This window comes from Methylobacterium longum, from assembly GCF_022179385.1.
Taxonomy (GTDB): Bacteria; Pseudomonadota; Alphaproteobacteria; order Rhizobiales; family Beijerinckiaceae; genus Methylobacterium; species Methylobacterium longum.
The window spans coordinates 47091-72673 of sequence record NZ_BPQS01000004.1 but is presented as its reverse complement, the minus strand read 5'-3'; the positions used below and the strand labels follow the sequence as shown (position 1 = coordinate 72673).

Annotated in this window: 20 protein-coding genes and 1 tRNA gene; 7 read left to right on the top strand and 14 right to left on the bottom strand. The window is 70.4% G+C overall.

What is annotated here, in order from left to right; genetic code table 11:
* Positions 1–3 precede the first annotated feature (3 nt).
* The 5 genes from MFF58_RS05120 to MFF58_RS05100 all read right to left on the bottom strand — a co-directional run bounded on the left by MFF58_RS05120 (position 4) and on the right by MFF58_RS05100 (position 7976).
* A complete protein-coding gene (locus MFF58_RS05120; protein WP_238285779.1) occupies positions 4–984 on the bottom strand; it encodes an ABC transporter permease in 981 nt (326 codons plus the stop codon).
* A 9-nt stretch (positions 985–993) separates the two neighbouring features.
* On the bottom strand, positions 994–2607 hold the full coding sequence (locus MFF58_RS05115) for an ABC transporter substrate-binding protein (protein WP_238285778.1): 1614 nt from the start codon (positions 2605–2607) through the stop codon (positions 994–996).
* A gap of 290 nt (positions 2608–2897) precedes the next feature.
* Complete coding sequence (locus tag MFF58_RS05110; protein WP_238285777.1) at positions 2898–6056, bottom strand: multidrug efflux RND transporter permease subunit; 3159 nt, start codon at positions 6054–6056, stop codon at positions 2898–2900.
* A gap of 18 nt (positions 6057–6074) precedes the next feature.
* Complete coding sequence (locus MFF58_RS05105) at positions 6075–7289, bottom strand: efflux RND transporter periplasmic adaptor subunit (RefSeq protein WP_494337833.1); 1215 nt, start codon at positions 7287–7289, stop codon at positions 6075–6077.
* Positions 7290–7523: 234 nt separating this feature from the next.
* On the bottom strand, positions 7524–7976 hold the full coding sequence (locus MFF58_RS05100; RefSeq protein ID WP_238285775.1) for a hypothetical protein: 453 nt from the start codon (positions 7974–7976) through the stop codon (positions 7524–7526).
* 168 nt (positions 7977–8144) lie between these two features.
* On the opposite strand from MFF58_RS05100, the gene MFF58_RS05095 reads away from it, so the two are divergent.
* On the top strand, positions 8145–8708 hold the full coding sequence (locus MFF58_RS05095) for a L,D-transpeptidase (protein WP_238285773.1): 564 nt from the start codon (positions 8145–8147) through the stop codon (positions 8706–8708).
* Positions 8709–8823: 115 nt separating this feature from the next.
* Here MFF58_RS05095 and MFF58_RS05090 read toward each other — a convergent pair whose 3' ends face one another.
* A complete protein-coding gene (locus MFF58_RS05090) occupies positions 8824–9285 on the bottom strand; it encodes a hypothetical protein (protein ID WP_238285772.1) in 462 nt (153 codons plus the stop codon).
* 149 nt (positions 9286–9434) lie between these two features.
* Between MFF58_RS05090 and MFF58_RS05085 the strand changes: the two genes are divergently transcribed.
* Complete coding sequence (locus MFF58_RS05085; RefSeq protein ID WP_238285771.1) at positions 9435–10079, top strand: outer membrane protein; 645 nt, start codon at positions 9435–9437, stop codon at positions 10077–10079.
* Positions 10080–10094: 15 nt separating this feature from the next.
* On the opposite strand, the gene MFF58_RS05080 is transcribed toward MFF58_RS05085, so the two are convergent.
* The 3 genes from MFF58_RS05080 to MFF58_RS05070 are packed head-to-tail and all read right to left on the bottom strand — an operon-like array spanning position 10095 to position 12119.
* Complete coding sequence (locus MFF58_RS05080; RefSeq protein WP_238285770.1) at positions 10095–10730, bottom strand: GNAT family N-acetyltransferase; 636 nt, start codon at positions 10728–10730, stop codon at positions 10095–10097.
* A 30-nt stretch (positions 10731–10760) separates the two neighbouring features.
* Positions 10761–11804, bottom strand: coding sequence for a MaoC family dehydratase (locus tag MFF58_RS05075; protein WP_238285769.1), 1044 nt, complete (start codon positions 11802–11804; stop codon positions 10761–10763).
* A gap of 12 nt (positions 11805–11816) precedes the next feature.
* Positions 11817–12119, bottom strand: a complete 303-nt coding sequence (locus tag MFF58_RS05070) for a YggT family protein (RefSeq protein ID WP_238285768.1) — start codon at positions 12117–12119, stop codon at positions 11817–11819.
* A 122-nt stretch (positions 12120–12241) separates the two neighbouring features.
* Here MFF58_RS05070 and MFF58_RS05065 point away from each other — a divergent pair.
* Positions 12242–12317 (top strand) — tRNA-Ala (locus MFF58_RS05065).
* 313 nt (positions 12318–12630) lie between these two features.
* On the opposite strand, the gene MFF58_RS05060 is transcribed toward MFF58_RS05065, so the two are convergent.
* Positions 12631–14199, bottom strand: a complete 1569-nt coding sequence (locus MFF58_RS05060; protein WP_238285767.1) for an alpha/beta hydrolase domain-containing protein — start codon at positions 14197–14199, stop codon at positions 12631–12633.
* Positions 14200–14859: 660 nt separating this feature from the next.
* Here MFF58_RS05060 and MFF58_RS05055 point away from each other — a divergent pair.
* Positions 14860–15855 (top strand): helix-turn-helix domain-containing protein, encoded by a 996-nt coding sequence (locus MFF58_RS05055; protein ID WP_238285765.1) that lies wholly within the window; start codon positions 14860–14862, stop codon positions 15853–15855.
* A gap of 228 nt (positions 15856–16083) precedes the next feature.
* On the opposite strand, the gene MFF58_RS05050 is transcribed toward MFF58_RS05055, so the two are convergent.
* Positions 16084–17070, bottom strand: coding sequence for an NAD(P)H-binding protein (locus MFF58_RS05050; RefSeq protein WP_238285763.1), 987 nt, complete (start codon positions 17068–17070; stop codon positions 16084–16086).
* Positions 17071–17149: 79 nt separating this feature from the next.
* The gene (locus MFF58_RS05045) at positions 17150–18268 is read right to left on the bottom strand and encodes a metallophosphoesterase (protein WP_238285761.1); all 1119 of its coding nucleotides are present in this window, start codon (positions 18266–18268) and stop codon (positions 17150–17152) included.
* 680 nt (positions 18269–18948) lie between these two features.
* Here MFF58_RS05045 and MFF58_RS05040 point away from each other — a divergent pair.
* The 3 genes from MFF58_RS05040 (at position 18949) to MFF58_RS05030 (ending at position 23819) form a co-directional block, all read left to right on the top strand.
* Positions 18949–19266, top strand: a complete 318-nt coding sequence (locus tag MFF58_RS05040) for a hypothetical protein (RefSeq protein WP_238285759.1) — start codon at positions 18949–18951, stop codon at positions 19264–19266.
* Between the two features lie 23 nt (positions 19267–19289).
* Entirely contained in the window at positions 19290–20498 is a 1209-nt protein-coding gene (locus tag MFF58_RS05035) for an efflux RND transporter periplasmic adaptor subunit (RefSeq protein WP_279603102.1), read from the top strand.
* A gap of 147 nt (positions 20499–20645) precedes the next feature.
* Complete coding sequence (locus MFF58_RS05030; RefSeq protein WP_238285757.1) at positions 20646–23819, top strand: efflux RND transporter permease subunit; 3174 nt, start codon at positions 20646–20648, stop codon at positions 23817–23819.
* Between the two features lie 28 nt (positions 23820–23847).
* Here the strand turns inward: MFF58_RS05030 and MFF58_RS05025 are convergent, their stop codons facing one another.
* Positions 23848–24585 (bottom strand): hypothetical protein, encoded by a 738-nt coding sequence (locus tag MFF58_RS05025; protein WP_238285756.1) that lies wholly within the window; start codon positions 24583–24585, stop codon positions 23848–23850.
* Positions 24586–24836: 251 nt separating this feature from the next.
* A complete protein-coding gene (locus MFF58_RS05020; RefSeq protein ID WP_238285755.1) occupies positions 24837–25289 on the bottom strand; it encodes an HAD domain-containing protein in 453 nt (150 codons plus the stop codon).
* Positions 25290–25583: the final 294 nt, after the last annotated feature.

Here is a 25583-nt window from a genome sequence, read left to right as displayed (position 1 = left end):
CCCTCACGCCGCCCGCCCGGTCGAGAGCCGCAGGCGCGGATCGACCACCGTGTAGAGGATGTCGACCACGAGATTGATGGTCACGAAGATCAGCGCGACGAGCAGCAGGTACGCGGACATGATCGGGATATCGACGTTCTGCACGGCCTGGACGAAGAGCAGGCCCATGCCGGGCCACTGGAACACCGTCTCGGTGATGATCGAGAAGGCGATGACCGAGCCGAGCTGCAGCCCCGCGATGGTGATCACCGGCACGAGGGTGTTCTTCAGGGCGTGCCGCAGGTGGACGGCGCGGGTGGTGAGCCCCCGCGCCCGGGCGAAGCGGATGTAATCGGTGCGCAGCACCTCCAGCATCTCGGCGCGCACCAGGCGCATGATCAGCGTCATCTGGAACAGGCCCAGCGTCACCGAGGGCAGGATCAGCGCCTTGAGCCCGGAGGCGGTGAGGAAGCCGGTGGTCCACCAGCCGAGCCGCACCGTGTCGCCGCGCCCGTAGGAGGGCAGCCCGCCGAGCGTCACCGAGAACAGGTAGATCAGCAGGATGCCGATCAGGAAGGTCGGCAGGCTGATCCCGATCAGAGAGACCGCCTGGAACAGGCCGGCGATCCAGGAATCCCGCCGAAGCGCGCAGTACACGCCCATCAGGATCCCCACCACCAGGGCGAAGACCGTGGCGCAGAAGGCGAGTTCCAGCGTCGCCGGCATCCGCTCGGCGAGCAGCTGCGAGACCGGCTGCCGGAACTGGTACGAGATGCCGAACTGGCCCCGCACCACGTTGCCGGCGTAGCGGACGAACTGGACCAGCACCGGATCGTCGAGGCCGAGATCCGTCCGGATCTGGGATCGCTCGGCCACGGTGGTGTCGGGCCCGACGATCTGGTTCACGGGGTCGCCCGCGAACCGGAACATCGCGAAGGCGATGAGCCCGACGACCGCGAGCACCGCGGCCGCCTGGATCACCCGGCGCAGCAGGAAGGCGAGCACCCCGCGCGCCTACTGCGGATCCTTCGAGACCCAGTAGAGCAGCAGCAGGTTGTCGGCGCGCTGGGTCAGGTGGACCTTCTTGGAGACGCCCCAGGCCAGCGCCTGCTGGTGCAGCGGGATGTAGCCCCAGTCGGTGTTCAGGACGTCGAAGCCGTCCTTGATCAGGGCGTCGCGCTTGGCCTTGTCGGTCTCGGATTCGACTTTGTCGGCGATCTCGTCGATCTTCGGATCGCAGTAGCCCGCGAGGTTCCAGCTGCCGCGGCCCGACTTGTCGCCGGGCTTCCGGCAGCCGACGATCTCGTAGAGGATGTTGTGGCTGTCCAGCGAGGACGGGGTCCAGCCCAGCAGGTAGAACGAGGTGTCGTAGGCCGGGGCCAGCACCTTGGCGAAGTACTTGGCCTTCGGCTGCGCGTTCAGGTTCACCTTGACGTTGATGCGCGCGAGCATCGAGACAACCGCCTGGCAGATCGCCTCGTCGTTGACGTAGCGGTCGTTGGGGCAGTCCATCGTCAGCGAGAACCCGTCCGGGTAGCCCGCCTGCGCCATCAGCTCCTTGGCCTTCTTGAGGTCGGTGGCCGGGCGCTTGAACTCGGCGCCGCGGTCGTAGAGGGCCGGGGCGATCATCAGCGCGGAGGGCACCGCCTGCCCGCGCATCACGCGCTTGGCGATCGTGTCCTCGTCGATGGCGAGGTAGAACGCCTCGCGCACCTTGATGTCCTTGAACGGATTCTTGCCCTTGACGGAGGAGTCCTTCAGCTCGTCCCGGTCCTGGTCCATGCCGAGGAAGATCGTGCGCAGCTCGGGACCGGCCATCACGGTGGCGGTGCCGCTGGCGTTGACCCGCTGCTGGTCCTGCAGCGGCACGGGATCGATCCAGTCGACCTCGCCGGAGAGGAGCGCGGCGACGCGGGTCGCCGGGTTGGCGATGGTGGTGAGCACCGCCTCGTCGAGGTTGGACTCGACCTTGCCCCAGTAGCCGGGGAACTTCTTGAACACCGTCTTCACACCGGGCTGGTGCTCGGTGATGACGAACGGGCCGGTGCCGTTCTCGTGCAGGGTGGCGTAGCTCGGGCTGGTGGCGCTGGGCGGCGTCGGCTGGACGACGTTGTTCTTCTCGGACCACGTCTTCGACATGATCACCCAGGTCGGGAACTGGGCGATGGCGATCGGGTTCGGCTTCTTCAGCACCATGTCGACGGTGAAGTCGTCGACCTTCACGAACTCGGCATCGGCCGGGACGTTGGTGGTGAAGTTCGAGCCGGAGGCCCGGACGCGCTGGGCGGAGAAGAGCAGGTCGTCGGCGGTGAACGGCGTCCCGTCGTGGAACGTGACGTTCTTGCGCAGGTGGAAGCGCCAGCGGGTCGGCTCGGGCGTCTCCCAGGATTCCGCGAGGCCGGGGGCGAATTTCAGGTTCTTGTCGAGGGTGACGAGGGACTCGTAGGCCGCCTGCTGCATGCCCTCGGTGAAGCTCTCCTTGAGGGAGTACGGATCGAGGGATTTCAGGTCACCCTGGAAGGCGAAGCGGAAGACGTTGGCGGCCTGTGCGGGCAGCGCGAACGCCAGGGTCGCGACCGCGGCCGCGGACACGCCGCGGGCGAGGGTCTTCAGGGCTGAACGGGACAAGCGGATCTCCGAGACCGTGAATGCGCCACCGGCCGGCAGCCCCGGCGGTGTCCACCGCGGCGTCAGCAAGCTTCGGACCATCCGTATACAAGACGGCGGCCGAGCCTGTCGCGGGTGAGTGACGTTACACGTCCTCCAAAACGCGTTTTCCCCGCTTCATCCCATGTTGGCTGGACGGCCCTGGCGCCGCGGCATCGCGCACGCAGCGACGTGCGCTTCCCCCTCCCCCGCGGAGGAGGCGGGAGGACGCGGTGTTCCCCGGTGGCGCTACGGAGGTCGTCCCCAGCGCCTCACTCCGCCGCCACCCGCGTGGGTTCGCGCCGCGTCTCCGCCTCCGCCCGCTCGCCCTCCGCCACCGCCTTCCGCCGGAACAGGCGCATCACGGCGACGAAGAAGACCGGCACGAAGAACACCGCCAGCACGGTCGCGGTGATCATGCCGCCCATCACGCCGGTGCCGATCGCCTGCTGGCTCTTCGAGGCGGCGCCGGTGGCGATGGCCAGCGGCACCACGCCGAAGATGAAGGCCAGCGAGGTCATCACGATCGGCCGGAACCGGAGGGTCGCCGCCTCGATGGCGGCCCGCACCACCGAGGTCCCGGGCTTCCAGAGATCCTTGGCGAACTCGACGATCAGGATGGCGTTCTTGGCCGAGAGCCCGATGATCGTGATCAGGCCGATCTTGAAGTAGACGTCGTTGGGCATGCCGCGCAGGTACACGGCCGCCACGGCGCCGATGACGCCCAGCGGGATCACCAGCATGACCGAGACCGGGATCGCCCAGCTCTCGTAGAGCGCGGCGAGGCACAGGAACACGATCAGCACCGACAGCGCCAGCAGCAGGCTCGCCTGACTGCCCGCCTGCTTCTCCTGATAGGATTGCCCGGTCCAGGCGTAGCCGAAGCCCTTGGGCAATTGGAGCATCAGCCGCTCCATCTCGTTGATCGCATCGCCCGACGTGTAGCCGGGGTTCGGCTCGCCGGTGAAGCGGACCGACTGGTAGCCGTTGAAGCCGACGATCTGGCTCGGCCCCATCCCCCATTTCAGCTCCGCGAAGGACGACATCGGCACCATCGTGTTGGTGGCGTTCTTCACCGCGTAGTTGAGGATGTCCGACGCGTTCATGCGCTGGAGCTGCTCGGCCTGGACGTAGACGCGCTGCATCTTCCCGCGGTTCGGGAAGTCGTTCGGGTAGACCGAGCCGAGGTTGAGCTGGATCGTGGCGTTGATGTCTTCGAACCTGACGCCGAGCGCGGCTGCCTTCTCGCGATCGATGACCAGCTCCGCCTGCGGGGTCGGCGGCAGGCCCTCGATCTTCACCTTCTGGAGGATCGGGCTCTGCGAGGCCAGCTTCAGGAGCTGCTCCTGGGCCGACAGCAGGGCCGCGTAGCCGCGATTGGCCCGGTCCTGCAGGCGGAACGAGAAGCCCGCCGCGTTGCCGAGATTGTCCACCGGCGGCGGCTCCTGGGCGTCCACGGTGGCGTCGCGGTAGGTGCTGAGCGCCGCGTTCGTGTTGGCGACGAGGGCGGCAGCCGAGTTCTTGGCATCGCGCTCGCTCCAGGGCTTCAGGGTGACGAAGGCCTGGCTGGTGCTCGGCGCCTGCCCCGAGAAGGAGAAGCCGTTGAGCATGGTCACGGTGGCGACGCCTGCTTGAGCCAGCAGGTGCTCCTCGACCTTGCGGACCGCCTCCTGCGTGCGGTTGTAGGAGGCGCCCGGCGGGGTCTGGATGTCGACCGTGAAGAAGCCCTGGTCCTCAACCGGTAGGAAGCCCTCCGGCAGGTTGACGAAGGCGTAGGCCGTGCCGGCCACGAGCGCGACGTAGACCAGCATTACCCGGCCGGATTTCCGGATGAACGCCGCGGTGCCGCGGCCGTAGCGGGCGGTCTCCCGGTCGACGAACCGGTTGAACAGCCCGAACACGCCGCCCTTGGCGTGGCCGTGCCCCTTCTCGATCGGCTTCAGGAAGGTCGCGCAGAGCGCCGGCGTCAGCGACAGGGCGAGCAGCGCCGAGAACGCGATGGAGGTCACCATCGCGATCGAGAACTGCCGGTAGATGATGCCCACCGAGCCGGGGAAGAACGCCATCGGGATGAACACGGCGATCAGCACCAGGGTGATGCCGATGATCGCCCCGGTGATCTGCCCCATGGCCTTCTTGGTGGCCTCCTTCGGCGGCAGCCCCTCCTCGTTCATGATCCGCTCGACGTTCTCCACCACCACGATGGCGTCGTCGACCAGGATGCCGATGGCCAGCACCATGCCGAACATGGTGAGCACGTTCACCGAGAAGCCCGAGATCCACATCACCGTGACGGTGCCCATGAGGGCGATCGGCACCACGATGGTGGGGATCAGGGTGTAGCGGATGTTCTGCAGGAACAGGAACATCACGAGGAAGACCAGCACCACCGCCTCGACCAGCGTGTGCAGCACCTTCTCGATGGAGGCCTCCACCGCCGGGGTGATGTCGTAGGGGATGTCCCACTTCAGGTCCGGCGGGAAGAACTGGGACAGCTCCACCATCTTGGCGCGGATCGCCCGGGCCGTCTCGAGCGCGTTGCCGTCGGGGGCGAGGGTCACCGAGATGCCGGCGGCCGGGCCGCCGTTCAGCCGGGTGGAGAACTGGTAGGCGTCGCCGCCGAGCTCGATCCGGGCGACGTCGCGCAGGCGCACGTTGGAGCCGTCGGAATTGGCCCGCAGCACGACCGCGCCGAAATCCTCGATGGTGCCGAGCTGGCCCTTCACGATGATCGGCACGGTGAGCGCCTGCCGGGTCGGGCTCGGCTGCGCGCCGACCGAGCCGGAGGCGACCTGGACGTTCTGGTTGCGGATCGCGTCGGTCACATCCGAGGCGCTGAGCGAGAGGCCGCGCAGCTTGTCGGGATCGACCCAGACGCGCAGCGACCGCTCGGTGGAGTACAGCGTCGCGCGCCCGACGCCGGGGATGCGCCGGATCTCGTTGATGACGTTGCGGATCAGGAAGTCGCCCAGGCCGACCTCGTCCATCGACCCGTCCTTGGAGACGAGGGTGATGATGTTGAGGGTCGCGGCCGAGGCCTCCTCGACCAGGATGCCCTGCTGGCGCACCTCGGCCGGAAGGCGCGCCTCCACGCGCTTCAGCCGGTTCTGGACCTCCACGGAGGCTAGCGCCGGGTCGGTGCCGGGCTGGAAGGTGGCGGTGATGTTGACCGAGCCGAACGAGTCGGTGGTCGACTCGAAGCTCATGATGTTGGCCGCGCCGTTCAGCTCATCCTCGATGAGCCGGGTCGTGCCGATGTAGAGGCTCTCCACCGAGGCCCCCGGATAGGCCGTGGACAACGCGATCGAGGGCGGTGCGATCACCGGGTACTGCGCCACCGGCAGGTTCGGGATGGCGAGCGCGCCGCCGAGGCAGATGAACAGGGCCACCACCCAGGCGAAGACCGGGCGGTCGATGAAGAAGCGTGCCATGATCGGGCTTCTCCAGGCTCAGTGGCGCTGCTGGACGGCGGCGGCGCGCGGGGCGACCTCCGCCTTGTCGCCGGGCGCGTCGGGGGCCTCGTCGGCATCGTGCTTCGGGCCGGCCTCGCCGTGGACCGGGGTCTGGTCGAGGGGCTTCACCTTGGCGCCCACGGTGATCTTCTGGAATCCGTCCACCACGACCCGCTCGCCGGCCTTGAGCCCGGAGCGGATCAGCCAGTTCTGCCCGACCACCGGCCCGACCTCGACCGGCTGGCGCATGACGGTCTCGTCGGCGCGCACCACCCAGACCTCGGCGCGGCCGTCGTCGGTGCGCTGGATCGCCTGCTGCGGGACCGCGATGGCGTCGGAATCGATGCCCTGCTTGATCCGCGCCCGCACGTACATGCCGGGGAACAGCTCGTCGTGCGGGTTCGGGAACTGCACCCGCAGGGTCACCTGGCCGGTGCTCGGGTCGGCGGTCACGTCCGAGAACAGCAGCCGGCCCGCCAGCGGGTAGAGGGAATTGTCGTCCATGATCAGGTGGACGTTGGCGGTGTTGTCTTCGAGCCGCGCCAGCTCGCCGCTGGCGAGGTCCCGGCGCAGGCGGTTCAACTCGCCCACCGACTGCGTGATGTCGACGTAGATCGGGTCGAGCTGCTGGATCGTGGCGAGGGCCCCGGTGGAGCCCGGCTCGATCAGGGTTCCCTCGGTGAGCAGCGCCCGGCCGATGCGGCCGGTGATCGGCGCGCGCACGTCGGTCCAGCCGAGGTTGAGCTGCGCCCGGTCGCGGGCCGCCTTGGCGCCGGCGACCTCGGCTTCCGCCTGCTTCTTGGCCGCGAAGGCGGCGTCGTACTGCGCCTGGCTGGCGGTGGCCCGGGTCAGCAGCTGCTCGAGCCGGTCGGCCTGCTGGCGGGCGAGCACGAGGGCGGCTTCCTGGCGGGCCAGCACGGCTTCCGTGCTCGCCAGCTCGACCACGTAGGGGGCGGGGTCGATCTTGTAGAGGATGTCGCCTTCCTTGACCTGGCTGCCCTGCTCGAACAGCCGCTTCACCACGAGGCCCGAGACCCGGGAGCGGACCTCGGCGATCCGCATCGGCGCGACGCGGCCCGGCAGGTCGCGCAGGTAGGGGATCGCCTGAGGCTCCACTTTGACGAAACCGACCTCGGGCACGGGCGGCGTCGGCGCGGCGACCGGCTTCGGATTGCAGGCCGCAAGGCCGAGGAGGAGCAGGGCCGCGGGCACGACTGCCGTCGCGCGGGCCGAGGCGCCGAACGAGGCGCGGAACGAGGAGAGGGTTCTGGCGGACAGAGTGCGGGTCACGATTACCGACGCTCCTGAAAGCATGCGTCTGCTGGGGCTGGCGCGGAGCGTGGGCCCGCGCATCATCGAGTCAGATCCCGGGACCGGTCACGAGGCCGGTCGGACGAAGATCGGAACAGGCGCGCACGCCTCCCGGCCGCGAGGCCGGGGCGCGCGTCAGGCCAAGCGTGGAGGCCGGTGCGGCGAGCCGTCCGGCGCGGACGCCGGAACGCTGTCGGACCTGTACTCGAACGATGCGGAGACCGTGTGACGGGGCCGCGGCGCCTCGACCGGCGGGCGCGGCAGCCCCAATTCGGTGAGGATCTCGCAATCGGCGGCGCAGAGATCGGTGCGGCCGAAGACCGACCGCTTGGCCTCGGGCTGCGCGTCCGGCGCTCCCGACAGAACCGACAGGCGCGGGCCCGCGACGGCGCAGGCGGGTCCCTCCGGCCGCGGGGCCTCAGCCCGTGCGGGCGCGGCGGCCAGCGCCGCCGTCGCGAGGACGAGCAGCGCCAGCGCGGCGAGGCCCCGGGCGAGGCGGTCCGGCAGGCCCGCGACGCGGCGAGCCAGAAGGGCGGCGGATCGGATCACGGCCCTGAGATAAGCATGGCTGTCGCCGCGCGCAATCACCCACGGCGTCGCGCCGCCGGCCGGGTGTTGCACGCAGCACACAGCCACGTCCGGAAGTGCGCATCCTGGCGGACCGGCCTCAACCTTGCCGTGAAGTCCGGGCCGGCTCGCCCGACGAGCACGGGGCCGCCGCGAAGGCCCCGCCACGACGGACGGAGGATAGAGACCATGTCGAGACGGATCGCGCTATTGGGGCTCGCGGCCCTGCTGCTCGGGAGCGCCCCGGCGGCGGCGGCCAACCCGCTGGACCGGGGTCCGATCGCGGACTTCCTCAACATCTTCCGCAGCCAGGCGATCCCCCGCGAGACGGTGGCGTGGACCGGCAAGGAGAAGCCCGGCACCATCGTGGTCTCCACCCGCCAGCGCCGGCTCTACTACGTGCTCGGCGGCGGCGCGGCGGTCCGCTACGGCGTCGGCGTCGGGCGGCAGGGCTTCTCGTGGTCGGGCACCAAGACCGTCACCATGAAGAAGGAATGGCCGGACTGGCGCCCCCCGCAGCAGATGTTGGCCCGCCGCCCGGACCTGCCGCGCTACATGGCGGGTGGCCAGGACAACCCGCTGGGCGCGCGCGCCATGTATCTCGGCTCCTCGCTCTACCGCATCCACGGCTCGAACGAGCCCGAGACGATGGGCGCCGCGGTCTCGTCCGGCTGCATCCGCATGACCAACAAGGACGTGGTCGATCTCTACGACCGGGTCCGGGTCGGCACCCAGGTGGTCGTGCGCGACTGATCCGAGGCGGAAGCGGCACCCGCGGGGCTCCACGAGATCCCCATCGTCGTCGCGGAGGGGCCGAAGCGCTGGAGGGCGCCCGCCTCGTTGCACCGGCCCCTCTCGGGCGTGTGCGTCAGCGTTCCTGGCGCTCGGCCTTGAGCACGACGATCGCGGCCAGTCCGGCGGCGGCAGCATCTTCGGCAAGCCCCCGCGCCCGGCCGGGCCCGGTGCGCGAGTCGCCTCCCCGCGCCGCGCGGCTCAGCAGCGTCCCGGCGACCGCGCCCGCCAGCCCGGCCAGAACCCCGTAGGCGGGGCGGCTTCGACTCCCGGTGAGGGCCCAGCCGCCCGCCGCGCCGATGGCCAGCCGGACCGCGAGGGAGGGCGGGATCCGCCGGTCGGGCGCGAACGGCATCTTGTCCCCCGCCATCTCGGCAAGGGCCGCCGTCGTGGCGAGGGTCCGTGCTCCGGAACCGCCTGGGATGAGAGCACCCCGCGTCCGGCCGTCCGCGGCGGCCCAGGTCAGGGCGGCGCAGGCCGACATGCTGCGCATCCCGGCCACGAAGCCCAGGCCGAACGCCGCTCCATATCCCTGCATCGCACCCGCTGCCTCTCGCCGATCCACGCAGATTGCAAACCGGCGGTGGTCCTCGTGTTCCCAGGCGTGCCGGCCGGGACCGCCGGGATGCGGCGGGCGCGCCCTCGCCTGCCCTGTTTCGGCCCGGCGCCTTCGGCTACCATGGCCGCATGACTCGCCGTGCCGCTTCGCGTCCGCTCCGCCGCCGTGCCGCCAGTCTCGGTCTCGGCATCGGCCTGCTTCAGGCATCGCCGGCCGCGGCCCAGGCCCTCCTCTGGCCCGCGATCGGTTTCGCGCCGCTACCCTCCTTCGCATGGCCGCAGCCGGCCGAGGATGCGGACGGCCGCTGGACCGGCTCCTACGCGCGACTCTCGACCGGGTACGCGGTGACCACCACCCGCCATTCCGGCAGCTACGCGGGCCCCACGCTCGGCTTCGAGGGTGGCCGGATGTGGCAGGAGGGCTCGATCCTCTACGGCCTCAGCGGCGGATTCGACTATCTGGCCGGCCTCGACGGCAACCTGACGCCGGCCTACGGGCGCCGCTCCTATGCCCGCGATTTCGCCGGCACCCTGGAGGTGAAGGTCGGGACGCTGCTGACGCCGGACGTGCTGCTCTACGCCAAGGGTGGCGGCGTGGCCCTCCGCGAGACCCTGCGCGTCGGGCCGACGCCGTCGACGCTGCCGTTCACCCGTCAGGACATCGCGGTGCGGCCGGTGGCGGGCGTCGGCGTCGCGTGGGCCGTCACGGACCGCCTCTCGCTGGCGGTCGAGGCGGGCGTCGTGGGGGGCGTCGTGGGGGGCGGCCTCCGCTGAGGCGCCGGGCTCCGGTCAGCCGCCGTCGCGCCGCCGTGGCGGCGGGCGGCGCGGCGGCGACCGCGAGTTTGGATCCCCTGCGAGGGCCGCCAGCGTCGCGAGATCGGGCCAGCCGTAGGCGACCTCCGTGAACCGGCCCAGGGCGCGGAGGCCCGCGTCCCCGTCGAGCTGCGTGCCGCCGACGCTCTCGTAGAAGCCGCGGCCGACCGCGTTCTCGCGCAGCACCCAGAGCCCGGCGGCGCGGTACTCCGCCCGCTGCAGTCGCGTCGCCATCCGCGCCATGAGCGCCGGTCCCACCCCGCGGCCCTGAGAGGCGCGCAGCACGTAGAGGCTGCTGATCTCGCCGTCGAAGCCCGCCGCAGCCAGAACCGCGGAGCGCTGGGCATTGCACGTGCCGAACCCGACAGGCCTCCCGCCGCGTTCGGCCACATAGGCCGCGCCGCCGGGCGTCGCCGGCGGGTTGCTGAGGAGCTGCGCCCACCACGCCTGCCGCACCTCGACCGTGAGGGCGGAAATCATCGCGTCGGGCAGGAGGCCGGCATACGTCTCGTGCCAGGCGGCGACGTGGATCGCGGCGATCGCGGCCGCGTCCTCCGGCGCGGCCCGCCGCACCGTCACGGCGCCCACGCGCGGGGCCTTGGTCGCCGCCATGGGCTTCAGGCCCGCGCGCCGGACCCCGGCCTACTTCGGCACGAACGCCCAGTAGTCGAGGTCGAGGATCACGGCCGGATCGTAGCCCTCGCCGGCGCGGTCCGGGAAGGCGCCGCAGGGCTGGTTCTTGGTGGCGACCGTGCGCAGGCGCAGGAGCCCGACATCGGCGCGGCCGACATCGGCGGTCGCCAGCACCTCGGTCCAGGCATAGACCGTATCGCCGGCAAACAGCGGCGCCACGTGGCGACCGGCATTGATGCCCGCGATGGCGAACACGTTGGCCAGCCCGTTGAAGCTGAGCGCGCGCGCCAGCGAGATCACGTGGCCGCCGTAGATCAGCCGCCGGCCGAACCGGGTCTCCTTGGCGGCCAGCCCGTCGAAATGCACCTTGGCGGTGTTCTGGAACAGGCGCGTGGCGATCTGGTGCTCGGCCTCCTCGACGGTCATGCCGTCGACGTGGTCGATCTTCTCGCCGACCGCGTAATCCGCGAAGCGATGCGGGCTGCCGGCCAGATCCGTGTCGTAGGCGGCGGCCGAGAGCGGCGGCAGGGCGCCCGCGAGATCCTGCGGATCGACCACCTTGGCCAGGGTCGGCACGTGCTCCTCGGCGATGGCCGCCGCGGGATCGCGCTTGCGCACGAGCACCCAGCGGCAATAGCTCAGCACGGTCTCGCCGCCCTCGTCCGAGCCCACCGAGCGCACGTAGACCACGCCGGTCTGGCGGTTCGAACTCTCCTTGAGGCCGATCACCTCGGAGACGGTCGACAGGGTCTCACCCGGATAGACCGGACGCCGGAACCCGCCCTCGGCGTAGCCGAGATTGGCCAGCGCGTTCAGGGACACATCCGGCACGGTCTTGCCGAACACCATGTGGAAGGTGAGCAGGTCATCGAGCGGGCTCTTCGGATAGCCGAAGGCGCGGGCGAACGCGTCCGACGACTGGACCGCGAAGCGCGGCCCGTAGAGGCCCGTGTAGAGCGCCACATCGCCCACCGTGACGGTGCGGGGGGTGGCGTGACGGATGGTCTCGCCGAGGCGAAAATCCTCGAAGAAGCGGCCGGGATTGGTCTTCACAGGCGTTCGATCCTACTGCGTGTAAACGTAGGCTGCGGGCACAGCGTATTCATGCAGCAGACGGCTGATGAAGAGCAGCAGCAGGATGAGGATGATCGGCGAGATATCGACGCCGCCGAGATTGGGCAGCAGGTTGCGGATCGGCCGCAGCACCGGCTCGGTGATCCGGTAAAGGACCTCGCCGATCTGCGCGACGATCGGATTGCGCACGTTCACCACGTTGAAGGCCACGAGCCAGCTGAGGACCGCGCTGGCGATGAGGACGTAGATGAAGAGCTGGACGACCGTGTCGAAGAGCCAGATCAGGGCATTCATGCGGGTTCGCGCGCTCTCCTCGGGGCGCCCGCAACCCTGCGCCGGAGCGGCGCGTGGCGGGCGACGTTGAAACAGGAATTGACAGGCTGAGCCGCCCGCGCCTACAAGGCCGGCGCCTCGACGGGGCTGTAGCTCAGATGGGAGAGCGCCGCAATCGCACTGCGGAGGTCAGGGGTTCGAATCCCCTCAGCTCCACCAGGCTTTCCTGGTGAAAAGTCAGCGCCCGACGCTCGGCAGCGATAGTGCTGCGGCGGCCGGGACTTAGCGGGGCCCACGGGGCTTCCTGCGATCCTCCGGGGCGATCTCGCGACCGGCTCGGGGCCGAGATCGATCGCCGATCCGCAGCCGCCATCGTCGCTTCCCGGGACGTCCGCCCGCGGCCGGTCGGAGACTGGTTCTGTCGTGAGGACGCGGCGCGGGTTCGATGCCCGCGACGGGCGGTGGCCGCCCATAGGTTGGCCTCGCATCGCCATGGCTGAGGCCAGCGTCGCGCGTCCAACAGGGGTGCGGGTCAGCGGGGCGGCCCGGCCTGCGCCTTCTGCTCGACGACCGGGCTCTCGGCAGCCGCGTTGACGATGACGGCTGCATCCTCCGGCAGCAGGAAGCCGTCCGCGACCGCCGCGCGGGCCGCGACGCGGACCTTGTTCACGTAATCCTGCTGATCCGCGTACCGTTCGGCCAGGGACGGGTGCCTGCCGTCGCGCGCCGCCTGAGTCGACGCGAACGGCTGGTACGCGCCGACCAGCGAACACGTGAAGGTCGTCAACGGCGCGTTCTGGCCGCCGTGCACGCCCAACGGTACCGCGATGTCCGGCAGACGCACGCCGCCGATGGGATTCCCGTCCGCGTCGCGCTGCGGCACCTGGACGACGGCCGCGGGGAGGTTTTTCGGCGCCTGAAGGACGCTTGGGTCATCCCTGGCGGGCTGGAGCGGCATCAGCCGCGTGGCGGGGGGCGCCTCGTTGCGTGCGGCCCAGTCGTCCAGCCGCTGCAGCGTCGCGCGGGCGACGGGCGCCCAGTCGAGCCGCCCCGGCGGCAGGTCGCAGGCCGGAGCCTTCACGACGGTGACGTGCGAGGCGCCGGCGACATCGTACATCCGCACGCTCGGCGGGAGCGGCAGGTCGGCGGTGCCGTGCGCGCCGCTCCGGCCGAGGGAGGCGCGCAGCGAGCTGTAGTCGACCGTCGAATTGAGCAGCATCATCTTCGGGGGGACCTCGCCCCGGGCCTCCACCGCGGCCACGATCGCGCCGATTGTGAGCGGGCCGTCATGGACGCCCGGGTAGTCCGGATCGGCGAAGTTCGGCGTCTTGTCGGCGCTCGAGTCCGGCCCGGTGCCCGATCGCAGGATCGGCAGCAGCCCGGCGCCGGAGACGAAGACGTGCAGGCCGTCGAACACCCGGCGCCCCTCCGCGACGTTGAAGCCGTGGAGCAGGAACGTCTTCAGGAAGCGGCCGTCCTGCGACTTGCCGGTGGCCAGCGTCCGGCTGATCGTCCCGGCCAGCGGGTTCGGCGTCCCGGCCGTGTCGGCCGCGGCATGTGCCAGGAAGTCGGCGGCATCGCGCACGATGGCGAAGCCGACGCCCTCGACGAAGCGCCGCGTCCCGTCGGCGTCGGTGAAGGCGGGCAGATCCGCCCCCTGTCCAAGCTCCCAGTACACCTCGGCGACGGCGAAGCCGCGATCCTCCAGGAAGCCGGTGCCGGCATCGAGGGTGCCGGACGGCATGGGGCGGGTGCGCGGGCTGTTGTAGAGCGCATTAGCGTAGGCCTTGCCGCGATTGGGCACGTCGACGAGCAGCGCGCCATTGCCTGCGGCGGGGTCCACGGGGATGAACAGGATGATGCGCGCGCTGTAGGCGACCTGACCGGCGGCCGTGCGGGTCGCCTTGCCGAGATCGGGAATGTCGGAGGCGTCGGGCGCGAGCTCCCCGGCGATGCGCCCATCCAGGCGCACGTAGTCGCCGGCCTTGAACGAACCGTAGGCCTGCCGAGAGGCGATCTCGAGCCGTGTAACCTTGGCCTGCGCAGCGCCGCCGGCGAACGCGAGGACGAGCAGCGCGGCCGCGCGCAGAAGGCTTTTCATGGCGTTCCCCTGTTCCGCACAGCTTGGCGCGACGGCTCGCCGATGGCCAGCGGTTACCGGGCGACGGTCGAGAGGGCCCTGGGCCGGTGATGGCGGCGCCCTGGCGAGAACCGGCCTCGAAGCCCCGGCGGCCGACAGGCCGGTTCGGGCGTCCCAGGATCCGGTCCCGGCCCATGTCCGGCATCGTCGACGGCGCCCTGCCCTTCGAGGAGGGATCAGAGGGCGAGCACGCCGTGAGGGCGAGCCGTCTTCAGGGACCGAGCGCCCGGGACGGGCTTGCCGCTCGGAGCTCCCGAACGAATGTCGCGTCGGTCTGCAATCTGCTCCGGCTTCGTCACAATCGCGCGAGCGCGCCCGCCATCGACTGAGCGCGCACCCGTCTCCGCCCCGAAACGATCCCGGCCGTCGCACCCCGGTCGAAGGGCCGGCCGCAGCGCAACCCCGCAGGGGAGCGGCGCGGGCCCTGCCCCGCCCTCGCCGCCGGTACGGTCGTGCAGATCAGGCCTCCGGGCGGGGCGGCATCCGCAGAGGGGATGAGGACGGGCGCCCCAAGGGCGGACACTGGCGGACGCGACGGGATTGTCACTGCAGATTATATACAATCTAAGGCGGGAACGGCCCGCGCTCCCGCGATCGGGGCAAGTGGGTTCCGGACTGTCGATGCACACGCTCTTCACGACCGCTGGGCTTCATCCACGAAACAGCTTCACGCTCTGGCGGGAAACACTGTTCGACCAGTGCGAGCCCATCGAACAACAGCGTCTCGACGACTCCCCCTTCGCGGCGCGTCTGGAGATCGCCGAAATCGGCCCGCTCGTCATCAGCCGCATCGCGCAGAGATCCGTCCGGAGCGAGGCGACACCCACCACGCTCCGGCGTCGGCGGTCTGAGGGCATGGTCTGCGTCGCCTTCGTGATCGCCGGCGGCACGACGAGCCTTCAGGACGACCGGTGCTCGGTCCAGGGGCCGGGCGACATCGTCGTGCTCGACCAGCGACCCGGCGTCGTCGCGTCGGACGCCGACAGCCAGTACCTGTTCTTCGAATTGCCCCGTTCGCGCCTGGAGAGCGTCCTGGGCCCGACCCGGCTCTACACGGCGCTCACCCTCGAAGCCGATGCCGGCTCTACATTCCTGGCGCAAACGTTCTTTCGCGACCTGATCGGCGTTCGCGACCGGCTCGACGCGGAGGCGGCCGCCCGCATGGCCGAGATCGGCACCGACCTGATCGTGGCCAGCTTCGCCGATCGACTGGCCCGGGAGGTCCCCCGTACCGTCCACGGCAGCGCCACGGTCCAGCGCGCCAAGGCCTTCGTCGAGGCGAACCTCGCGGACCCGAGCCTCGATCCACCGCAGCTTGCCGCCGCGGTCGGCGTGTCGCTGCGCCGGCTACAGGAGTTGTTCCACGAGCGCGGCCGGCACATCTCCGAATACATCTGGGACCGTCGTCTAACGGTCGCCGCCGAGCGCTTGGCCGATCCGGACGGCTTCGCAGTCCCGATCGGGGTCGTGGCGTACGAGTGCGGCTTCACCACCCAGGCGCACTTCTCCCGTCGCTTCAAAGCTCGCCACGGCCTGAATCCGCGTGACTACAGGAGCGCTGCCGTGCTGGCGGATCGCTCAGGCCGCGGCTCCGCGAGCGGTCTGGGCGCGGCCTGAGCGATCCGTCATCGAGGAAGGCACGGCCCGTCGGCCGGAAGCCGCGGGCAGCCGGCCGATGCCCGTCCCTGGACAGGCCCGACGCCGTTCAGCCGGCCCGGCCTGGGATGAGACCGGGCCGGACGACCCCGTCCGCTCGGCGCGCATGCCGCTCGGAGGCGGGCCGGCAGCACTCCAACCGCATCGGAAGCGCGCCGAGGCCACGGGCGTCCCCAGATCGGAGCATCGTCAGAATACCGCGTGGTCGCCACGCTCCGCGGCCGCCTCGCCGCGGATCACGCGGGCGTAATAGTCGAACAGCGTCTCCGACCCCGTCGAAGGGGTGGCCTGGGCATCGTATCGCCCCGTCACCGGATCCAGCACGAGCATAGATTCGGTCGCGTAATAGCGGCCGATCCGCGCGAGTTCGGCCTTGGCGGCCAGGGCCGGCACCCATCGTCCGATCGTCGCCAGCACCGTGACGATCACATCCAGCAGCCTCACCGGGACGTGCGTGAAGCGCGGCTCGCGCCCCAGGAGGGCGAAGAGCCGCTCGCCCTGCGCCTTCGGCGTGATCGCTTCGCCCGGCCCGCCGATCGGCAGCACGCGGTTGCGCCGCTCCCGGTCGTCGAGGCAGTCCGCGAGGTAGCGGCCCAGATCGTCGTCGCTGATCGGCTTGCAGGCCGTCAGAGTTCCGTCGCCGAACACCAGGAACGGCTTGCCGCGCTTCAGGCGATCGATCTGCCCCGAGAGCGATTTGAAGAAGGCCGTCGGCCGTACGATCGTGTAGTCGAGCCCCGAAGCGATCAGCACCGCTTCGAAGGCCAGCTTGGCGTGCTGAAAGGCGAGGCTCGGCTTCTGCACGCAGATCGCCGACAGGAGCACGACCTGCGTCACACCGGCCGCCCGGCCCGCGTGAAGGGCGTGCACCTGCGCGCCGTAATCGATCGCCCAGGCGTCGTCGGGCAATCCGGTTCGCGACGCGAGGCACGAGACCAACACGTCGAACCGCTCGCCGCGGATACCGTCGCGCGCCAGGGACAGGGGATCGGCCAGATCCACGATCCGCTCGGTGGCGCCCGCGACGCCGGCGGTGCCGGCAGGACGCCTGACGAGGCAGACGACCGCATGACCGCGGGACACCAGCGCCCGCACGGTTGCCCGACCGATCGTGCCGGTCGCCCCCAGAACGAGGACGCGGCGTTGTCCCGCCCCCTCCGATCGCTCCGCCGTCATGATCGCTCCATCCCGACGCTTCGCCCTCCGCGCGCGGCGCCCCCACCCTGCGGCGCCCCGCCGGAGGGCCCGGGCGGGGCTACGCGGAGGCCCGCAGGGTGATCCGCGTCAACTCCGAGGGGCGGCCGAGCCGAAGCGCGAAGCCCGGCCACAGCGCGGTGCCGTTGCTGACGTAGAGTAGCATGCCTCCGACCCGGTACGCCCCGGAGACGAACCCCGCATTGCCCCGCGCCACCAGCCTGTCCAAGCCGCGGATCATGCCGCCATGGGTATGCCCGGACAGTTGCAGCCTCACCCCGTGGGCGGCCGCCCGCGCGGCGTTCGCCGGCTGGTGGTCCAGGAGCACCACCGGCGCCTCCGCGGGCGCGCCCGCCAGCGCGGCGGCGAGGTCCGGCCTCGGGTGGCCCGTGGCGCGTGCCGAGCGGTCGGTGACGCCGGCCACCACGAGCGCACCGCCACCGCGCCTGAGGACCATGTGGGCGTTGGCCAGCACGCGGATCCCCAGGCCGGCGAGGTGGCGCATCCAGGCCCCGTAGTCGAAGAAGTACTCGTGGTTGCCCGGCACGGCCCAGACGCCGTCCCGGGCCCGCAGGCCGCGCAGCGGCTCGACGTCGGTCCGCCGGGCCGCGAGCGAGCCGTCGATGAAGTCGCCGGTCACCACGACCAGATCGACCCCGAGGGCGTTGGCACGCGCGACGACGGCCTGCGCCCATCGCATCGGGAACAGGCGGCTGATGTGCAGATCGGAGAGGTGGAGGATCGTGTAGCCGTCGAAGCCGAGGGGCAGGTCCGGTATCGTCACGGCGACCTCCTTCAGCGGCGGCACGCGCACGGCCTGCGACACGGCCGCTGCCGCCAGCGCCACGGCCGCGAGGGCCGCCGCGTAGCGCGCTTCGAGGGGGATCGCCCATCCGCTTCCGGGCAGGACCCCGCAAACCAGCGCCGCGGCATCGAGGGCGAGGAGCATCGGCGCCGCCAGGGCGAGCGCACCGAACGCCCAGTTGAACAGGATGACGACGGGGCGCGGGAACTCCGGCGCGAAGACAGACCCCGAGGAGAGGCGGCTCCAGAGGTGATACTGGGACGCCGCGAGCAGGAGAAGGGTGACGCCGAGCTTGAGCGCGAGCGGCCACGGGCTCGGCCACACGACGCGTGCGGCGACGTAGAGGGCAGGCAGGCTGGGGATCAGTCGGATCATGGGCCGCTACATGGCGAGCGGCATCCGTAAAGCAAAGCTTGCGCCCTGCCCCCCCGGGCGCGGCTTCCATCGCGTCTGCCGCGGTACTCATCCGATGTCGGACTGTCCGGACGGCACCGGTGCGTCGTCCGCCGCGACGCCGAGGCGGCCCACGATGCTCGGCCGTTCGGCAGGACCAGGACGCCGACAGGCGCGAAGGTTGTCGGTTCCCCGGCCGGTCAGGGCGACCTTCGTCCGGCGCAGGCTGCGGGTGCCCTGGCCAGCGGGCTCCAGGCCGGACGACGCGCGTTCCGATCGAAACCGTATACATTGTTATAAGCCGCAGTGTAGATTTACAGCACTAATTCGAGAGTAAATCTTGATCCGGCGCCATAGGAGTGCTCAAGACCATCCGGACATATGCCGACCGAGTTCCTGTCTTTACGGATCATTGAACGCGTAGAGCCATCGGTCGCATGACAAACTACGAGAACAGATGTCGGTAGAAAACCACTGTGAAAAAATATCGTTCACCCTGAGACAAACCGGAAGTTGTGATACCGATACTGAGCGGAGACCGAATCAGGCCTGTCTTGCGCCGAGAGACCGCGACATCGCGGAGCGCAGAAGCTGTCACGGGCTGCCGCAGCTCGGATCGATCGGATTGCCCGATCGGCGTGCGACTCGAAGGCGTATCGACCATGATGATCGCTTTTCCCGCCCTGCTGATGGAGCTGACTTTGGCGGTGCCGGTGGCCGACCGGATGCCGGTCTTCGATGTCGGACCAAGCTGTCGGGCGGCCACGACGCTGATGAGCCTCGATCCCCGACGGCAGAAACTCTGCCTCGCCGACGAGGCGTCGGCGCGCGCCCAGGTGGCCAAGCAATGGGCGCGCTTCCCGTCCGGCGACCGGACACGCTGCACGGCGGAAGCGCAGCTCGACGGCCTGCCCAGTTATGTCGACCTGCTCGAATGCCTGACCCTCGCCCGGGAGGCCAAGGCCGAGGACACGTGGTAGCCGCGGCGGAACCGCGACCCAGGATGGTCCCGCAGCGATCTCAGGGTAAGGGCCAGCCCGTGCCGATCGTGCCACAGCTTCCAGGACTCGCCCGCCTCCTGCTCGGGGCCGCGGTCGCGGCGCTGGCCGCCGGGTGTCGCGACGCCAACCAGTACGTCCCGCCGCCGCCGCCGAGCGTCTCGGTCGCGCAGCCGGTGGTGCGCACGGTGACGCGCTACTTCGAGCTCACCGGCAACACCACGGCGTTCGCGGCGGTCGATCTCGAGGCGCGGGTCCAGGGTTTTCTGGAGGCGATCACCTACACGGACGGCGCCGTGGTGAAGAAGGGCGCGCCGCTCTTCTCCATCCAGCGCAACACCTACGAGGCGCAGCTCAAGCAGGCGCAGGGCGCCCTGGCGGCGCAGCAGGCCGCCCTGGCGAACACGCAGTCCGAGTACCAGCGCCAGTCCACCCTGGGACGGCAGGAATTCGCCTCGCAGGCCCGGGTGGAGGACGCGAAGACCAAGATGGACCAGGCCAGCGCCGCCGTCATGGAGGCGCAGGCCAACCTCGACATCGCCACCATCAACCTCGGCTACACGCAGGTCTCCGCACCCTTCGACGGCGTGGTCACCAACCACCTGGCGGATGTCGGGGCGCTGGTCGGCATCAGCGGGCCGACCAAGCTGGCGCAGCTCGTGCGCATCGATCCGCTCTACGTCTACTTCAACGTCAGCGAGCAGCAGGTGCTGCTGGTCAAGCAGCACCTGCTGGCGACGCAGCGCGGGCTGGGCGACCTGTCCAGGATCCCGGTCGAGATCGGCCTGCAGACCGAGACCGGCTACCCGCATACCGGCAAGCTCGACTACCTCGCGCCGCAGGTCGACCCGTCCACCGGCACGCTGATGGCCCGGGCGCTCATCGAGAACGGCGACCACGCCCTCCTCCCGGGCCTGTTCGTGCGGGTCCGGATCCCGGTCGGCCGCGACGACAAGGCCCTGCTGGTCCGCGACGACGCCATCGGGACCAACCAGCAGGGCAGCTACGTGCTCACGGTCGGAGCCGACGACACGGTCGCCCAGCGGGTGGTGACGCTCGGTCCGCGGGACGGCCGCTACCGGGTGATCGCGACGGGGCTCGCGCCCGGCGACTGGGTCGTCACGGACGGAATCCAGCGGGCCATCCCCGGGGCCAAGGTCGCGCCCCAGAAAGTGGCGGTGGCCTCGTCAGACCCGGCGCCGCCTCAGCGGTGAGGCCTCGGCCCACGGTCCCGGCAGAGCCGAGGCGGCCGAGGATCCGAGGCGCCGATCCTCCCGGCGACCGGCGATCGGCATGCAGACAACCGCAGTCCGCCGATCCGGCGGGCCGCTCCTGAGGGGCCGGCACCGAGGGCCAACGGCATGATCTCGCGCTTCTTCATCGAGCGGCCGGTCCTGGCCAACGTGCTGGCCCTGGTCATGGTGCTGATCGGCGCGGTGTCGCTGCTCACCCTGCCGGTGTCGCAGTATCCCGACGTCGTGCCGCCGACGGTCCAGGTCACCACCCGCTATCCGGGCGCGAGCGCCCGCACGGTGGTCGACACGGTGGCGCTGCCGATCGAGCAGCAGGTCAACGGCGTCGAGGGCATGCTCTACATGCAGTCGACCAGCGCGAGCGACGGCACCTACACCCTCACGGTCACCTTCGCGATCGGGACGGACGGCGATCAGGCGCAGGTCCTGGTGCAGAACCGCGTCGCGATCGCGATGTCGTCGCTGCCGCAGGCGGTCCAGGTCCAGGGCGTCACGACCCAGAAGAAATCCACCGCGGTCCTGCAATTCGTGACCCTGTTCGCCCCCGACGGGAAGTTCGACAGCCTGTTCCTGTCGAATTACGGCGTCATCAACGTTCAGAACGAGCTGGCCCGGCTGCCCGGCGTCGGCAACGTCACGGTGTTCGGCGCCGGCCAGTACGCCATGCGGATCTGGCTCGACCCCGATCTGGTCCAGGCCCGGGGGCTCACCCCCGAGGCCATCATCAACACCGTGCAGCAGCAGAGCCAGGAGGTCACCGCGGGTGCCGTGGGGATGCCGCCGGTCCCGGCCGGCCAGGATTTCCAGTACACCCTCAACGTCAACGGGCGGCTCAACAACGCCCCGGACTTCGAGAACATCGTCATCAAGGCGGACGCGCAGGATGGCGGCCGCATCACCCGCCTGCGCGACGTCGGCCGGGTCGAGCTCGGCGCGCAGACCTACAGCCAGTCCTTCACGCTGAACGGACAGCCCGCCGCCGGCATCGGCATCTACCAGCTGCCCGAAGCGAACGCGCTCACGGTGGCGAGCGCGGTCCGCACCCGGATGACCGAGCTCGCGAAGACCTTCCCGCCGGGCCTCGTCTACGCCATCCCGTTCGACACGACGGCGTTCGTGCAGGCCTCGATCCACGAAGTCTACAGGACGCTGTTCGAGGCCGCCGTCCTGGTCCTGATCGTCATCCTGGTCTTCGTGCAGGACTGGCGCGCCATGCTGGTGCCGGCGACGACGGTGCCGGTGACCATCATCGGCGCCTTCGCGGCCATGGCGGCGATGGGCTTCAGCGTGAACCTCTCGACGCTGTTCGCCATCGTGCTGGCCATCGGCATCGTGGTGGACGACGCCATCGTGATCGTCGAGGGGGTGTCCCACCATATCGACGAGGGCCTCTCGCCCCGGGCGGCGGCCGAGAAGGCGATGGAGGAGCTGTTCGGCCCGATCATCGGCATCACCCTGGTGCTCATGTCGGTCTTCGTGCCGGCCGCGTTCCTGCCCGGCCTGACCGGGCAGCTCTACAAGCAGTTCGCCCTGGTGATCGCCGCCACCGCGCTGATCAGCGCGGTCAACGCCGCCACCCTGAAGCCGACCCAGTGCGCCCTGTGGCTGCGCAAGCCGGTGCCGCCGGAGAAGCGCAACGCGTTCTACCGCGGCTTCAACCGCGTCTACGGCGTCCTCGAGAACGGGTACGCCCGGCTGATCGCCCACATGGTCCGGCGCAGCGGCCTCATGGTCGCCCTGGCGCTCCTGCTGATCGGGCTCGCCGGATGGGGACTGACCCGCCTGCCCACCGCCTTCCTGCCCACCGAGGATCAGGGCTACGTCCTCATCGGCGCGCAGCTGCCGGACGGGGCCTCGAAGGAGCGCACCGACGCGGTGATGCAGCGGATCAGCGCGCAGGCGAAGGCGATGCCCGGCGTCGACAACGTGCTCACCATCAGCGGCCTTTCGGTCCTCGATTCCAACGCCACCCTGCCCAATGCCGGCGTCGCCTACGTGGTTCTCAAGAACTGGGACGTCCGGGCCAAGGCGAAGGGCCAGGACCTGCGCAGCCTCTACGAGCGCTTCAACACGATGCTGGAGGGCGTGGAGGACGCCGCGACCTTCGTGCTCATCCCGCCGCCGATCCAGGGCATCGGCAATGCCAGCGGCTTCACCCTGCAGGTGGAATTGCGCAACGGCGACTTCGACTATCCCCTGCTGGAGAGCCTCGCCCGGACGATCGTCGCCAACGGGAACGCGCAATCCGGTCTGCGGAAGCTCAACACCTCGTTCCGGGCCGGCGTGCCGCAGATCGCGATCGCGGTGGACCGGATCAAGGCCGAGGCGCTCGGCGTGACGGTCGGGCAGGTCTTCTCGACGCTCTCGAGCTATGTCGGATCGTCCTACGTCACGCAGTTCAACAAGTTCGGCCGGACCTTCCAGGTCTACGTGCAGGCCGCGCCGGATTACCGGCTCCGCCCCGAGGACGTCGAGAACCTGAAGGTGCGCGCCGGCAACGGGGCGATGGTGCCGCTCGGCACCGTCGTGGAGATCAAGTCCGTGCAGGGCCCGTCCCTGATCAGCCTCTACAACCTCTACCCGACGGCCACGATCGTGGGCGGGGCGGCGCCGGGCTTCAGTTCCGGGCAGGCGCTGGACCTGATGCAGCAGATCGCCGCCAAGGTGCTGCCGCCCGGCACGGGCTACGACTGGACGGCGATGTCGTACCAGGAGAAGGCCGTCGGCGCGCAGATCTACCTCGTGTTCGGGCTCGCCATCCTCCTCGTCTACCTGGTCCTGGCCGGCCAGTACGAGAGCTGGATCCTGCCGCTGGCGGTCCTGCTCGGGGTGCCGCTGGCGCTCCTGGGCACGGTCGGGGCGCTGCTGCTGCTCGGCGTCGCCAACAACCTCTACACGCAGATCGGCCTGATCCTGCTGATCGCGCTGGCGAGCAAGAACGCCATCCTGATCGTCGAGGTCGCCCGCGAGAAGCGGCAGGCCGGCCTCGACATCGCGGCCGCTGCCGTGGAGGCGGCGCGGCTGCGCTTCCGCCCGATCCTGATGACCTCGTTCGCCTTCATCCTCGGCGTCCTGCCCCTCGTCACCGCCTCCGGGGCCGGGGCCGCGGCCCGCAAGTCGATCGGCATCACCGTCTTCAGCGGAATGCTCGCCTCGACCTGCCTGGCGGTGCTGTTCGTGCCGTCCTTCTACGTCATCCTGCAGCGCATCGAGGAGCGCCGCGCGCGGGGCCGGCAGCCCCTCCAGGGCGGCATGCCCTCGTCGGCCGCCGAACGCATCTGAGGGCGATGGGACCGCGCGGCCGGTGCAATCAGGCGGCCGCGGGCGTCCGGCCACGCAGCTCGCCCCGCACCCGACGCAGGGCATTCGAGAACCGCGCCGTCAGGCGCGAGAGCGGCGAGCGCCACAGGCCGAACCCGTCGTCGCACAACGGGTCATTGACGACGGGACTGCCGTCGCGGCCGACCAGCACGTTGCCGACATTCGGATCCAGCGCGCGCGGAGACGCGGCGCGCAGGCTGGCCACGTAGGCCTCGTAGCCGGGCCACGCAGCCCTGAAGCTCTCCCGGACGCCGTCGAAGCTCGCATGGTCGACCGCGGGTTCATGGGCAGGCCACGCCGCCTTGAACCGGTCACGGACGCCCTCGTCCAGCACGACGCCCGGATGATCCACCAGGACGGCGTGGGCGTAGGCCAGCCACCACGTATCGGGCGTCGGATCCGTCAGCCGTGCGCTGACCGTCATCAGCGCACCGCAGCGGCTGACGTGGAGGTCGTGGACTCGGGGCGCGTGCGGGCCGTCGGAACCCGCGAACCCTCTGCGGAGGAGGGCCACGTAGTCACCGAAGCCGTCGGCCTTGCGGGCGAGGCGAACGACGATGTCCGGGTGGTTCGGGTGCGCGTGGACGGAGCCATGGTAGCCGTAGCCGATCTCGGCCCAGCCGGCGGCGATGAGCGAGGCGTGCGCCTTCGCGGCCGAGCGTTCGACAATACCCAGGGCGGCCAGCGAAGGGCTCGACATCCGGAGCCGGTTTCTGAAACGAAGCATCGCAGCCCCTCCTTCCTGCCGATCGGTGATCCGACGCGACGCGCCCTCAGAGGCTGCACAGGCGCAGCGTCACGGGGGCGGCCGGACGGGCAGGTCCGGCGCAGGTCGGGACGACCCTGTCGATGTCGGGAGCGGCGTGACGCGACCGTCACATCACCGTCATGCAATGAGCTGTGCTCGTCAGAAGTTCAAGTGCTGAGCAAGTTTAAACCGTGGGACGACTTCCGTGCGCCGTCCTGACGCATCGTCCATCAAGCTGCTTTCGCCCGCGCGATGAGTTTTCGCGCGAGGATGCAATCGGCTTCGCGCAGTCCAAGTTCCGGGTCGGGTCGGACATGCCGGCCGGCATGAGCGGCGCCGACCTCGACGTCGTCGAGGACGAGGTACTCCGTGATGCCGTTCCGGCCTGCGTGCTCGGCGATCTCGTCGCCGCGTCTGGCCTGCTCGGCGGGAAGCATTCCGCCCGTCCCGGCATCCCGACTGGTGGGCAGGATCGCGGTCCGCCAGTCGGGGTGGAAGCAGTTCACCGGCAGGCCGGCTTCGACCAGGGTCGGACGACAATCTGCGATCCGCCAGGTCGAGGACACGACGACCCACGCGTCGAACTCCCGCACCAGGGCGGCCACCCGTGCAACCTGGACCGGATTCAGTCTGTCCGTGCCCGCCTGCCGCTGATAGCCGACCGTCGTCACGACGCCGTCCACGTCGAGATAGAGTGTCGGTCGTTTCCCGCCCCTTCGTTCGTCCAAGAGGCCGATCCCGTCCGCTGCAGCCATCCTGTGCCGCCGCTGCACGGCTACAGCGCAACGCTGTGGCCGTCCAGGGCGGATCGGGCCGACCCGCGGGCGGACCAGGACCTCTGCGCCAGCAGCCGGCGCGACGCGTGGCCCCGGTCCCGGGGCGAACGCCGGCACGCCCGCGGCTCCAAAGGCGGACGCGCTCCTTCCGGCCCCGGCCGGCCGCGCGGCGGGTCTTCGGGGCTCGCCGGAGGCGGGGCC

What these genes read in the sequence shown, in the direction of transcription:
- MFF58_RS05110 (WP_238285777.1), bottom strand. Translation starts at nt 6,056, where the DNA reads ATGGCACGCTTCTTCATCGACCGCCCGGTCTTCGCCTGGGTGGTGGCC.
- MFF58_RS05095 (WP_238285773.1), top strand. Translation starts at nt 8,145, where the DNA reads ATGTCGAGACGGATCGCGCTATTGGGGCTCGCGGCCCTGCTGCTCGGG.
- MFF58_RS05090 (WP_238285772.1), bottom strand. Translation starts at nt 9,285, where the DNA reads ATGCAGGGATATGGAGCGGCGTTCGGCCTGGGCTTCGTGGCCGGGATG.
- MFF58_RS05085 (WP_238285771.1), top strand. Translation starts at nt 9,435, where the DNA reads ATGACTCGCCGTGCCGCTTCGCGTCCGCTCCGCCGCCGTGCCGCCAGT.
- MFF58_RS05080 (WP_238285770.1), bottom strand. Translation starts at nt 10,730, where the DNA reads ATGGCGGCGACCAAGGCCCCGCGCGTGGGCGCCGTGACGGTGCGGCGG.
- MFF58_RS05070 (WP_238285768.1), bottom strand. Translation starts at nt 12,119, where the DNA reads ATGAATGCCCTGATCTGGCTCTTCGACACGGTCGTCCAGCTCTTCATC.
- MFF58_RS05060 (WP_238285767.1), bottom strand. Translation starts at nt 14,199, where the DNA reads ATGAAAAGCCTTCTGCGCGCGGCCGCGCTGCTCGTCCTCGCGTTCGCC.
- MFF58_RS05055 (WP_238285765.1), top strand. Translation starts at nt 14,860, where the DNA reads ATGCACACGCTCTTCACGACCGCTGGGCTTCATCCACGAAACAGCTTC.
- MFF58_RS05050 (WP_238285763.1), bottom strand. Translation starts at nt 17,070, where the DNA reads ATGACGGCGGAGCGATCGGAGGGGGCGGGACAACGCCGCGTCCTCGTT.
- MFF58_RS05045 (WP_238285761.1), bottom strand. Translation starts at nt 18,268, where the DNA reads ATGATCCGACTGATCCCCAGCCTGCCTGCCCTCTACGTCGCCGCACGC.
- MFF58_RS05040 (WP_238285759.1), top strand. Translation starts at nt 18,949, where the DNA reads ATGATGATCGCTTTTCCCGCCCTGCTGATGGAGCTGACTTTGGCGGTG.
- MFF58_RS05035 (WP_279603102.1), top strand. Translation starts at nt 19,290, where the DNA reads ATGGTCCCGCAGCGATCTCAGGGTAAGGGCCAGCCCGTGCCGATCGTG.
- MFF58_RS05030 (WP_238285757.1), top strand. Translation starts at nt 20,646, where the DNA reads ATGATCTCGCGCTTCTTCATCGAGCGGCCGGTCCTGGCCAACGTGCTG.
- MFF58_RS05025 (WP_238285756.1), bottom strand. Translation starts at nt 24,585, where the DNA reads ATGCTTCGTTTCAGAAACCGGCTCCGGATGTCGAGCCCTTCGCTGGCC.